The sequence below is a fragment of the Piscirickettsia litoralis genome (genome assembly GCF_001720395.1).
GTDB classification, from domain to species: domain Bacteria; phylum Pseudomonadota; class Gammaproteobacteria; order Piscirickettsiales; family Piscirickettsiaceae; genus Piscirickettsia; species Piscirickettsia litoralis.
The window spans coordinates 1180763-1191309 of the sequence record NZ_MDTU01000001.1 but is presented as its reverse complement, the minus strand read 5'-3'; the positions used below and the strand labels follow the sequence as shown (position 1 = coordinate 1191309).

At 43.2% G+C, this 10547-nt stretch carries 14 protein-coding genes and 1 pseudogene; 8 read left to right on the top strand and 7 right to left on the bottom strand.

Going from position 1 to position 10547, the window contains the following annotated elements; translation table 11 throughout:
• Positions 1–114 precede the first annotated feature (114 nt).
• Both BGC07_RS21875 and lepB read left to right on the top strand, forming a co-directional pair.
• Positions 115–564: a nitrilase-related carbon-nitrogen hydrolase gene (locus BGC07_RS21875; RefSeq protein WP_235602964.1), complete on the top strand. Its 450-nt coding sequence runs from the start codon at positions 115–117 to the stop codon at positions 562–564.
• Positions 565–623: 59 nt separating this feature from the next.
• Positions 624–1238, top strand: coding sequence for a signal peptidase I (gene lepB, locus BGC07_RS05680; protein WP_069312308.1), 615 nt, complete (start codon positions 624–626; stop codon positions 1236–1238).
• Positions 1239–1241: 3 nt separating this feature from the next.
• Here lepB and rapZ read toward each other — a convergent pair whose 3' ends face one another.
• The 7 genes from rapZ to BGC07_RS05645 form a co-directional block, all read right to left on the bottom strand.
• A complete protein-coding gene (rapZ, locus tag BGC07_RS05675) occupies positions 1242–2093 on the bottom strand; it encodes an RNase adapter RapZ (protein WP_069312307.1) in 852 nt (283 codons plus the stop codon).
• 316 nt (positions 2094–2409) lie between these two features.
• Positions 2410–2721, bottom strand: a complete 312-nt coding sequence (gene hpf / locus BGC07_RS05670) for a ribosome hibernation-promoting factor, HPF/YfiA family (RefSeq protein ID WP_069312306.1) — start codon at positions 2719–2721, stop codon at positions 2410–2412.
• Positions 2722–2732: 11 nt separating this feature from the next.
• Positions 2733–4124: an RNA polymerase factor sigma-54 gene (locus tag BGC07_RS05665; RefSeq protein WP_069312305.1), complete on the bottom strand. Its 1392-nt coding sequence runs from the start codon at positions 4122–4124 to the stop codon at positions 2733–2735.
• 139 nt (positions 4125–4263) lie between these two features.
• Positions 4264–4995: an LPS export ABC transporter ATP-binding protein gene (lptB, locus tag BGC07_RS05660; RefSeq protein WP_069312304.1), complete on the bottom strand. Its 732-nt coding sequence runs from the start codon at positions 4993–4995 to the stop codon at positions 4264–4266.
• Between the two features lie 102 nt (positions 4996–5097).
• On the bottom strand, positions 5098–5544 hold the full coding sequence (lptA, locus tag BGC07_RS05655; protein ID WP_235602963.1) for a lipopolysaccharide transport periplasmic protein LptA: 447 nt from the start codon (positions 5542–5544) through the stop codon (positions 5098–5100).
• Positions 5531–6088, bottom strand: coding sequence for an LPS export ABC transporter periplasmic protein LptC (gene lptC / locus BGC07_RS05650; protein ID WP_069312303.1), 558 nt, complete (start codon positions 6086–6088; stop codon positions 5531–5533). The genes lptA and lptC overlap by 14 nt, the downstream gene beginning before the upstream one ends.
• Before the next feature lie 6 nt (positions 6089–6094).
• Complete coding sequence (locus tag BGC07_RS05645) at positions 6095–7075, bottom strand: KpsF/GutQ family sugar-phosphate isomerase (protein WP_069312302.1); 981 nt, start codon at positions 7073–7075, stop codon at positions 6095–6097.
• Between the two features lie 108 nt (positions 7076–7183).
• Between BGC07_RS05645 and BGC07_RS05640 the strand changes: the two genes are divergently transcribed.
• The 6 genes and pseudogenes from BGC07_RS05640 to BGC07_RS05615 all read left to right on the top strand — a co-directional run bounded on the left by BGC07_RS05640 (position 7184) and on the right by BGC07_RS05615 (position 10530).
• Complete coding sequence (locus BGC07_RS05640; RefSeq protein ID WP_069312301.1) at positions 7184–7984, top strand: ABC transporter ATP-binding protein; 801 nt, start codon at positions 7184–7186, stop codon at positions 7982–7984.
• 2 nt (positions 7985–7986) lie between these two features.
• Positions 7987–8755: pseudogene (gene mlaE, locus BGC07_RS05635) on the top strand (lipid asymmetry maintenance ABC transporter permease subunit MlaE).
• The gene (gene mlaD / locus BGC07_RS05630) at positions 8752–9219 is read left to right on the top strand and encodes an outer membrane lipid asymmetry maintenance protein MlaD (RefSeq protein WP_069312300.1); all 468 of its coding nucleotides are present in this window, start codon (positions 8752–8754) and stop codon (positions 9217–9219) included. The pseudogene mlaE and the gene mlaD overlap by 4 nt, the downstream one beginning before the upstream one ends.
• Positions 9220–9229: 10 nt before the next feature.
• Entirely contained in the window at positions 9230–9889 is a 660-nt protein-coding gene (locus BGC07_RS05625; protein ID WP_069312299.1) for an MlaC/ttg2D family ABC transporter substrate-binding protein, read from the top strand.
• Positions 9890–9898: 9 nt separating this feature from the next.
• A complete protein-coding gene (locus BGC07_RS05620; protein ID WP_235602962.1) occupies positions 9899–10222 on the top strand; it encodes an STAS domain-containing protein in 324 nt (107 codons plus the stop codon).
• A gap of 56 nt (positions 10223–10278) precedes the next feature.
• On the top strand, positions 10279–10530 hold the full coding sequence (locus BGC07_RS05615) for a BolA family protein (RefSeq protein ID WP_069312297.1): 252 nt from the start codon (positions 10279–10281) through the stop codon (positions 10528–10530).
• The last annotated feature ends 17 nt before the right edge of the window (positions 10531–10547 follow it).

The window sequence follows — 10547 nt, the reverse complement described above, 5'->3', positions numbered from 1 at the left end:
GGACCATTCCTTTATCTTCGCACCGAAAAGACAGAATCTTATCCTGTTGCCCTGTTTTTGATGAAAATGGTCGACTTGTCAGCCATTATAATAAAATCCATCTGTTTGATGTGAATGTGCCAGGGGGGAGAGAGTCACCTGGAATCTGCTATTTTTGCGCCAGGGCAAGAAGTAATCACCGCGAAAACAGCACTGGCGAATATCGGCTTATCAATTTGTTATGACCTGCGCTTTCCTGAATTATTTCGCCAACTTGTCGGCGCTGGCGCGCAATTACTCACAGTGCCGGCGGCTTTTACTTATGTCTCAGGCGAAGCCCATTGGCATACCTTATTAAGAGCAAGAGCAATAGAAAACCAATGTTATGTTTTGGCTGCGAATCAGTGTGGTCAGCATCATCATAAATTTAAAACTTATGGCCATAGTTTGATTATTGACCCATGGGGAAAGGTGTTGGTTGAAGCTGATGAGCAACAAGAGGGTGTGTTTAGTGCTGAGATTGATTTAGATCAGCAAGAGCAGTTGCGTCGCTTTTTTCCTGTTTTAGAGTATCGTTTGCTTTAGCTGGCAGATTGCATGTTTCTTGCTTAACTAAAGGTAGGGCCTTTAGAAGGAGAGCCAGTGTGTACTCTATAACCTTATTTGTACTGCTTGGTATTGCGGTTTTTATTTTAATGCTTGAGCGTATTGTGGTTCGGCCCATTCGCTTGCGCTTAGCCGAGCATGCTGGAGCAATTGCCGGACGACCGCCTTTTTTAGTGGATTATGCCCGTGGGCTATTTTGGCTATTAGTGCTTGTATTAATCATGCGGTTTTTTATTATTCAGCCCATTCATATTAAATCTAATGGAATGCAACCGGAGCTGTCGCGAGGAGATTTTTCGATATTAGCGCGTTATGCCTATGGTTTAGAGTCGCCGTTTTCAGAAAGTTCATGGTGGCGTTGGGCTGAGCCTCAAATTGGCGATATGGTTGCGGCATTTGATCAGCGATTACTGATACGCAAAGTGGTTGCTTTACCTGGAGATGAAATTACCCAACTTCACGAAGTGCTTTATGTCAATGGCGAGGCTGTAAGTGGAGTGAAATTGCCCACTGGCCAGAAAAGAGCAGATCAGTATTTCGTGCCAGCAGGTCATGTACTTCTCGCTGCTAACGAGTTTAAGGGAATAACTTTGGTGCCCAGTGCTGCCATCTTTGGGCGTGTCAGCACTGCTTTTTGGCACTTTGGCGACTAAAGGCTATAACAGTTCACGGTGGCGATGCTGTAAATTACAGTGTTCGCTGCTGATTTGTGCAGTGAGTTTTTCGACTAAATAAACGGATCTGTGTATGCCGCCGGTACAACCGATGCTAATGGTTAAGTAACTACGATTATTTAAACTAAACGGCGGCAGCCAAGTGTTAATAAAGTTTTTTAGATCTTTAAACATGTGTTGGACATCATCTTGTTGATCCAGATAGTCAATGATTGCTGGGTCTTTGCCCGTATAATCGCGTAAGTGTGGCATCCAGTAGGGGTTGCTTAAGCAACGGACATCGAAAATAAAGTCGCTGTCTTTTGGTGTGCCGTACTTAAAACCAAAGGACTGGATTAAAACCGAAAGAGTGCTGTTATTGCTCTGGCCTAAGCGTTGGCGCATAAAGTCACGTAATTGATGCAGGTTAAATTCAGAGGTGTCTACGGTTAAATCGGCACAGCGAGAAAGGGGTTCAAGCAATATGGTTTCTTGCTGCAATGCGTCGGCCAGGGTCAGCCCCGTGTTTGTGCTGAGTGGGTGGCGGCGGCGAGTTTCACTGAAGCGGCGTAATAAAGACTCATCATGAGCATCTAAAAAGATGACTTCAACATCGATGCCTAGCTCACGAATTTTAGTGACAATAGCTTCAAAGTTTTTGAGTTGATCTAGCTGGTTTCTAACATCAATGCCGACTGCTGTGGGAGTACTTTGTGTGGCTTGCATATTACTAGCGAGTTGCTCAAGCATGGTGATGGGGAGGTTATCGATACAACGAAAGCCTAAGTCCTCTAAAATGTGTGAGCAGACGGTTTTTCCTGCGCCTGATCGTCCGCTAACAATGATGAGTTTCATCGCTTTCCAACTCCTAGAATGTAGACATTATAGTTTTCTTAATATTAGGATACTATATGACGTGTTAGTGTATTCGACAAGAGTGATTCCATGCTTTTGTAAGTTTTATAATCGTATTGAAGTGCGAAATAATTGATAGATTGATCAATTATTGGTGGTTGTTGTGTTTTAAGCTTAAGTTATCTGAACTTACTTTTCTACTTTTAAATTTACAATTAATCATTTTACAATTATTTTTATTTGAATAATAAAATCGCTATTGGAATTAAAAATGGCGCTGCTATTTAATTAACAGCGCCATTTTAGATTTATTTTTCTACTTGTAATTGATATTTGGCTTTTTATTTTGAATCTTTTCTTTGTAACGAATAAGGTTGCTATCTAATGTTTTAGCCATATCATCGATGGCGGCGTACATGTCTTTATCATGAGCGGACTTTACGACAATTTGGTCGCCTGGTACTGTTAAATTCGCTTCAGCTCGTTGTTTTAACTTTTCAACACTAAGCGTCACATGAATACTGGTAATATGGTTAAAATGGCGCTCTAAGCGAGCTAGTTTTTCATTGACGTAATCGTTGAGTGGGTCAGTTAGTTCTAGGTGGCGGGCTGTAATGTTAATTTCCATGTAGTGCTCCTCTATAACAAGCGTTTGCGCTCTTTAGATGGTGGGATGTTCATCGCTTCGCGGTATTTTGCGACTGTACGTCTTGCAATATCAATACCTTGTTCCTGTAGCAGTAGTGCAACCTTATTATCACTCAGTGGCTTTTTCGGGTTTTCACCTGCAATAATTTTCTTTATTAAAGCACGAATTGCTGTAGAGGAGTAGGGGTTGCCATCGTGGCTGTTAATGTGTGATGAGAAAAAATATTTAAGCTCAAAAACACCGCGCGGAGTGAGCATATACTTTTGCGTCGTCACGCGTGATACCGTTGACTCATGCATGTCTATCGCTTGGGCAATGTGTTGTAGCACAAGAGGCTTCATGCCTTCTTCACCTTGTTCGAAAAAATCATATTGCTCTTGGACAATACAATTAGCGACTTTTAATAGGGTTTCATTACGGGACTGAATACTTTTTAGAAACCAGCGAGCTTCTTGTAGGTTATCTTTAAAAAATGCACTGTCACGATCTGTTTGGTTCGTGCGGACCATATTTGAATAAATACTGTTAATGCGTAGTTGTGGCAAGGTTGCTGTATTGAGTTCGGCCTGCCAACGGCCTTTGACTTTGCGAACGAGAATATCAGGAGTGACATATTCCACGTCATTATAATCGAGTTGATCTGCCGGAGATGAGCTTAGAGACTGGACAAGTTCGATGGCGCCAGAAAGCTCTTCTGTACTGATTTTAAGCTGTTTGGCAAGTTGCTTAAGGTTGTATTGAGATAAATGCTCTAAGTCTTTTTGAATCAAGGCTAGGGCGGCCGATTTGTAAGGGGTTTCTTCTGCGAGTTGCGCAAGTTGCAACTGTAGAGATTCTTGTAAACTGCGTGCAAAAACACCTGTGGGTTCTAGGTGTTGCAGAAAATAAAGCACGGCCTCAATTTCTTCGATTTCTATTTCGGCTAATTGTTGATTGACTAATTGTTGAACTTCTTTTAAAGAGGTTTGCAAAAAGCCGCTGTTATCTAAACCATCAAGCAATGCGTGAGCGATGATGGTTTCATCATCTGACAGTGAGCTAATATTAATTTGCCAGAGTAATTGTTCATGCAGTGAATGGCTTTTGGCATAATTTTGGAAAAAATCAAAATCGTTATAGGGAGCGCTGGAACGTGTATTGTTAACACCTTGCCAGGGGGTTGTTGAGCTATTAAGAGAGACTGCTTCTTGAATAGATTCTTTAAGCGTTGTGTTACCGCTATCAGATTCGCTTTTGACCTCAAGCATCGGGTTGCTATCGAGCACTTTTTGAATTTCTTGTTGCAGCTCAACATTGGAGAGTTGCAATAAGCGAATGGCTTGCTGCAGTTGAGGAGTCATGGTTAACTGCTGATGTAAACGCAGTTGAAGAGATTGTTTCATCGCTTCACATCATCCGTGAACGTCTGATTCACCTTAATTTCAGTGTAAGACGAAATAGGCCAGCTTGCTTACTTGGAAAGTAAGTAAACTGGCTAGTATTTTTAATTTACTATTGAGATCAGTAAGCTGCTAAGAAATGTTAAAGACGAAATTCATCACCGAGGTAATAACGTCTGACATTAGGATCAGTGAGGATGTTCTCGGGCGTGTCTGTTGCGATAATATGGCCGGCATTGACAATATAAGCCCGCTCACAGATATCCAAGGTTTCACGAACATTATGGTCGGTAATCAATACGCCAATGTTGCGATCCTTAAGGTGAAAGATGCTTTCTTTAATGTCAGTAATAGAAATAGGATCGACGCCTGCAAAGGGCTCATCAAGTAAAATAAATTTAGGGTTTGTTGCCAGCGCCCGAGCAATTTCGACACGTCGCCGTTCACCGCCAGAAAGGCTAATACCGGGATTGTTTTTGATGTGATCTATGTTGAGCTCATCAAGTAAACTCGCGAGCTTTTGTTGGCGCTCTTGCTTGGATAGGCCAGCTTGTAACTCTAGGATAGCCAAAATATTTTGGCTGACAGTCAGATGTCTGAAAATAGACGCTTCTTGAGGTAAGTAGCTAATGCCCATTTGTGCGCGTTTGTGAATAGGCCAATCAGTGATTTCAGTTTGATCAATATAGATCTCACCTTGGTCACAAGCAACGAGGCCAACCATCATGTAAAACGAGGTTGTTTTTCCTGCGCCATTGGGGCCGAGTAGGCCAACGACTTCACCTTGATTTACGTGTAAAGAAATATCTTCGGCGACCCAACGGCCTTTATAGCGCTTAGCAATCTGATGGGCTTTTAGGCTGGCAACTGTCATGGTTTTGCCTTTTGTGTTGAAGGTGTTGCTTGCTTAGGTTCAATGACCATATGACTGCGACCTTGTTTAGACTCTGGAGTCGTCAGTATTTGGGTTTTAGTATTATGAAAAAATTTGTGGTGCTGAGAAAGTATCACCGGCTTGAGTTAGTTTTGCTTTGCCATCAAGGTCAACTTTATGTGTCTGTGGATAAACTGTGATCGTCTCTGCTTCTGCTGTCATTAATTTATCTTTGGGCTTGTAACGAAATTTAGCGGGGTGACCTGTTGCGATGATTTTCTTGACTTGGCCTTGATTATCTCGATATAAAGTGAGTTTGCTACCGGTGAGGTGACGACTGCCTTGGTCAGCGATGACATTGCCGCTATAAATAGCAATGCCCTTGATATTATTGGCCCAAAATGTATTACTCGTCACTTTTATGGCTTGCTGACTATCTGTGGTCGAAGTTGACAGCGCATAGCTGGCTAAAGGAGCTAAGCTGATGCTAACACCAATGCCTAAGCAAGCAAATGAGCTGATAACAGAGTAAAATTTAATTGATTTCATAATGCGAACGAACCTGTTTTAGAAGTTGAACAGTTCCTTTGTTAAGGTCTGCACGTAACCCTGTGCCTTGAATATAGTTGCTGGTGCCAGGCTCTGAAACAGTGACCTTTTCAGAACTGGTGGCCAGATTTTTATCGATGTTAAAGTTTAATAAAGAAGTTGTTAGCAATACCGCTTGGTTGAGTTTAGAGGCCGGTCGGTTGAGACGGACGTTGCCGGTTAAATGGATGATGTTATTTTTGACTGTCGCAAGTTTGGCATCAGCTGACCAATTACTCCCTGTTTTTGCGAGGACAGTGAGGTGAGGTGTTGTTATTGTGGAGGTATTGTTATCAAAATGCTTGGCGGTGGGTGAGGTAATAATATAGCGTAGGGCGCCCTCTGCTGTGAAGGTCGCAACAGTAATATCGCTTGCTTTGGCGTCTTGGGTCACCCCTTGATTCGCAGAATTAGAGTTGGGTCGGCTGGTTTCTATGACCAGCCAGCTTGAAAGGCCTGCGAACAATAAAAGCAGCAGGCTGGAGAAAAATGTTTGCCTAAGCATAAGGGCTTATAGTAACCCCGCTTGTAATAGGTCATGCATATGAATCACACCACACACTTGCTTTTTTTCATCAGTGACGACTAAAGAGGTGATTTTACTTTCTTCCATGAGGTGCAGGCAGTCAATCGCCAGCATTTTTGCACAGACCGTTTTGGGGCTTTTGCCCATAACATCATCAATTGGTGCACTGTTAATATCGATATTTTTGTGTAAGGTGCGTCGCAAATCACCATCGGTAAAGATGCCTAATAGTCTATCTTGGTGGTCAATGATGGTCGTCATGCCGAGGCGTTTGTCAGATATTTCTAAGAGTGCGTCGCTTAGACTGACGCCTGAGCTTACTTTCGGAATTTCGGTTCCAGTATGCATGAGGTCGGTAACTTCAAGCAATAAACGTCGACCTAAGCGCCCTGAAGGGTGAGAAAAAGCAAAGTCTTTTTCAGTAAAGCCACGCGCTTTTAACAAGGTAACTGCTAAGGCATCACCCATGACCAAAGTCGCTGTGGTGCTAGAGGTTGGAGCTAAGCCTAATGGGCAAGCTTCTTGAGTGATACTGATATCTAAGTGAGCTACGGATTGGCGCGCAAGCTCAGAGTTTGGGCTGCCTGTCATGGTGATCAGTGGAACCTTTAAGTGATTAAAGTGTGGTGTTAAGGTTAATATCTCGCTGCTATTGCCTGAATAAGAAATGGCGAGCACGACATCATCAGACTGGATCATTCCTAAATCGCCGTGACCGGCTTCACCGGGGTGAACAAAAAAAGCGGGGCTGCCTGTGCTTGCCATTGTGGCGGCGATTTTATTACCAATATGACCGGATTTACCCATGCCTGTGACCACAATGCGGCCCTTACAGCTTAACAGAATCTTTATTGCTTGAATAAAATTATGATCGATGCGATTGATTAAAGGCTGTAAACTGCGAATTTCAGTGGTAATAACCTCTTGACCTAGTTGACAAAGTTCTTGATCTGAGTACTGCTGCATCATAATTACCTAGTGGCCCGTCGCGACTTTTTTTAGTTGTAGGTATTCTAATCTATTTTGTAAAATCATAAAATGGGAACTTTAAAACAAAGATGAAGGGCCTGCAAGATGGCAGATGAGTGCCTAGTCGAAGTCAATGATGTGCATTACCAAGTGGGTCATCGACAAATATTTCGCGGCGCATCACTAAAATTCCCCAAGGGGAAAGTGATTGCGGTGATGGGGCCAAGTGGTACGGGGAAAACGACGCTATTGCGCTTAATTGGCGGGCAAATCCAGCCCAATCAGGGGAGCGTTAAGCTCTTTGGCCGAGATATTGCGACATTAAAACGTAAAGAGCTTTATGCATTGCGTCGTGATATTGGCATGCTATTTCAGCAAGGCGGTTTATTCACCGATATTTCTGTTTATGAAAATGTTGTTTTTCCATTAAGAGAGCATACCGATTTAGCAGAAGAGGTGCTTTATGAGATTGCGCTCATGAAGCTTGAAGCGGTAGGCTTACGTGGGGCACGTGATTTGATGCCGACCGAGCTCTCAGGTGGGATGGCCCGTCGTGTTGCGCTGGCACGGGCGATTGCTTTTGACCCTCAATTAGTGCTTTATGATGAGCCTTTTACTGGTTTGGACCCGGTTGCTAAAGGTGTTATCGTTAAGTTAATTCGTGAGCTGAATGATGCCTTGGGCCTGACGAGTATTTTGGTTTCTCATGATGTGGATGATGTATTGGCGATTGCCGATGAAATTTATATTATTGCGAACGGTCAAGTCATCGGTTATGGTTCTCCAGATGTATTGCAACGAAGTGACTCACCTTTGGTGCAACAGTTTTTGCAAGGTGTTGCGGATGGGCCGGTGGCGTTTCACTACCCTGCAGTGCCATATGAACAAGATTTAATAGGAGGCTAAGCTTGGTTATACAACGCTTAGGCCGTTGGGGGATTGTCCGTTGTCAAAGCCTTGGGGCGGCGACGTTGTTTTTACTACGCGTCATTTTTGGTTCAGTACGCCCTGGCCTTGTGGTTAAACAGATTTATAACTCCGGCTTTTTGTCCTTATCGATTATTGTCGTCTCTGCGGCATTTGTCGGTATGGTGTTATCTTTACAAGGTTATTATACGTTATCGCGTTTTGGTGCGAGTGAGGCACTTGGCCAATTAATTGCTTTGAGTATTGTGCGTGAGTTGGGGCCTGTCGTGTCTGCTTTGCTTTTTGCTGGGCGTGCCGGTAGCTCGATCGCTTCTGAAATTGGTTTGATGAAAACAACAGAGCAACTTTCGAGCCTAGAGATGATGGGGGTTGACCCTTTACGTTATGTGATTGCCGCGCGTTTTTGGGGGGGTCAAATATCCTTACCCATTTTGGCGATTATTTTTGAATGTTGTTGCTATTTATGGTGGCTACTGGGTCGGTGTTGACTGGCTGGGCGTGAATGGCTCATCGTTCTGGGGCAATATGCAAGCGTCTGTTTCCTGGCAAGCTGATATCTTAAACGGTGTCATTAAAAGCATGGCTTTTGGTTTAGTGGTTACCTGGGTGGCCGTCTATCAGGGTTATGTTGCACCGCCGACAGCAGAAGGTGTGGCACGGGCGACAACAAGAACCGTAATTTATTCATCACTTGCCGTATTGGCAGTGGATTTTATCTTAACAGCAATTATGTTTGGGGGCGGCTCATGAACAAGTGGTTAGAAACATGGGTTGGGCTTTTTGTCCTATTGGGAATCGCAGGTTTATTTATTTTAGTGTTGCAAATCAGTGGCATTCAATTCGCAGACTTTGGTCAGAAAAATTATGATGTCAATGCAACGTTTTCAACGGTGGGTGACTTGAAAAAAGGTGCACCGGTGAGAATCGCGGGCGTTTTAGTCGGTAAAGTAGCAGGAATTAAGCTAGATCCTGTGACTTATCAGGCAAAAGTAACTTTTCAGATTCAAGGCAATATTAAAAATATTCCTGATGATAGTTCAGCAAGTGTGCGTAGTGCAGGTATTTTGGGTGATAACTATGTGATGATCAGTCCAGGCTACAGTGAGCACTATTTAGCGAATGGTGGTAAGATTACCACGACCTATCCACCTGTCGGGTTAGATTCTTTGATTTCTAATTTTGTCGGTGGCAAGGTCAAAAAAATAACGAGGTAAGGGGTGATCTATGCGATCTATAAAAGCAGCATGGGCGGTTGTATTCTGTACTTTCGCATTTTTAGTAAATACTGGGTTTGCAGCAAAAACTCAATCCGATCAGGCGACAGCGCAGATGGGTCCACGAGCAGTCATTCAAGCTACCGTGAATGAATTAAATGTTCAACTGAGCCATTTGAAGAAAAGCCAAGCATTAGCGGGTGAATCATTAGAGAGTATTGTGAACGCAAGCCTGCTGCCGAAGGCGGATTTACGTTTTATGCTGAAGCAAGTTCTTGGGCCAGAGTGGCGAGGGATTTCGGTTAATAAACAGCAAGAGTTACTCGATGCGTTTAAGGCGCGCTTAATTACGACGTATTCTGCTATTTTGAAAAACTACAATAACCAGCGTATTAAGGTTTTCCCGCTGCGTGGTGGACTTGCGGCCAATGTGAATCAGCGCGATGGTAAGGAGACCGTGAACATTAAAACGATGATCTTTGGTGAGGGACAGCCTTTAGAGGTGACGTTCTCTATGGTAAAAACACCAACCGGCTGGAAAGTGTTTGATGTGATTGCCAGTGGCGTCAGTGTCGTGCAAAGTTTCAGCAGTCAGTTTAGACCGTTCGTTAAACAAAATGGCGTTGATGATTTGATTAAGGCGTTGAAAAAGCCAGTGAGTACATCTTAAGTTATGGTTATGGCTTCAAATCAACAGGCTGCTGACAAAAAAGCAAGCCGATTAACTCAAACCGCAGAAGGCTTTGAATTGGCCGGTAGCATTGCTTTTGAAACAGTGAACACACTTTGGCAGCAGAGCTTACGGTTATTTGAGAAAGTTGAGCATTCTTTTTGTGTTGACTTATCTAAAGTTACCGAGCTAGATTCTGCGGGTTTGGGGCTGTTAGTCGCTTGGAAAAAATGGGCAAAGACTCATGATTTAGTGATTGCTTATACTAAACCGCCGAACAGGTTATTGGCTTTGGCTGAAGTGAATCGAGTCAGCTCGATTTTAGAATTATAAATATTAAATTAGCTTATTAAATTAAGCACGTTTTAGTTTTTACTTGGGGTGGAATAATGAAAACAGCTGAAGAAATCGAACAGCTTGTCATGGCTCGACTCGATAATGTTCGAGTTTTTGTTGAAGGTGATGGCCGTCACTTTCAAGTCGTTGTAGTAGGAGACTGCTTTTCGGGGCTTTCAAAGCTGAAAAGACAACAGCTTGTCTATGCCGCATTAATGGATGAAATTACCTCGGGTGAGTTGCACGCAGTAAACATTAAGACCTACACTCCAAAGGAGTGGGGCGAAGAATCTGACGAATATTAAGTATAAAAATTAGGCAA

Excerpts from the sequence above, each read along its gene's own strand:
- BGC07_RS21875 (WP_235602964.1), top strand. The coding sequence starts at position 115 with ATGTGCCAGGGGGGAGAGAGTCACCTGGAATCTGCTATTTTTGCGCCA.
- rapZ (WP_069312307.1), bottom strand. The coding sequence starts at position 2,093 with ATGAAACTCATCATTGTTAGCGGACGATCAGGCGCAGGAAAAACCGTC.
- hpf (WP_069312306.1), bottom strand. The coding sequence starts at position 2,721 with ATGGAAATTAACATTACAGCCCGCCACCTAGAACTAACTGACCCACTC.
- BGC07_RS05665 (WP_069312305.1), bottom strand. The coding sequence starts at position 4,124 with ATGAAACAATCTCTTCAACTGCGTTTACATCAGCAGTTAACCATGACT.
- lptB (WP_069312304.1), bottom strand. The coding sequence starts at position 4,995 with ATGACAGTTGCCAGCCTAAAAGCCCATCAGATTGCTAAGCGCTATAAA.
- lptA (WP_235602963.1), bottom strand. The coding sequence starts at position 5,544 with ATGAAATCAATTAAATTTTACTCTGTTATCAGCTCATTTGCTTGCTTA.
- lptC (WP_069312303.1), bottom strand. The coding sequence starts at position 6,088 with ATGCTTAGGCAAACATTTTTCTCCAGCCTGCTGCTTTTATTGTTCGCA.
- BGC07_RS05645 (WP_069312302.1), bottom strand. The coding sequence starts at position 7,075 with ATGCAGCAGTACTCAGATCAAGAACTTTGTCAACTAGGTCAAGAGGTT.
- BGC07_RS05640 (WP_069312301.1), top strand. The coding sequence starts at position 7,184 with ATGGCAGATGAGTGCCTAGTCGAAGTCAATGATGTGCATTACCAAGTG.
- mlaD (WP_069312300.1), top strand. The coding sequence starts at position 8,752 with ATGAACAAGTGGTTAGAAACATGGGTTGGGCTTTTTGTCCTATTGGGA.
- BGC07_RS05625 (WP_069312299.1), top strand. The coding sequence starts at position 9,230 with ATGCGATCTATAAAAGCAGCATGGGCGGTTGTATTCTGTACTTTCGCA.
- BGC07_RS05620 (WP_235602962.1), top strand. The coding sequence starts at position 9,899 with ATGGCTTCAAATCAACAGGCTGCTGACAAAAAAGCAAGCCGATTAACT.
- BGC07_RS05615 (WP_069312297.1), top strand. The coding sequence starts at position 10,279 with ATGAAAACAGCTGAAGAAATCGAACAGCTTGTCATGGCTCGACTCGAT.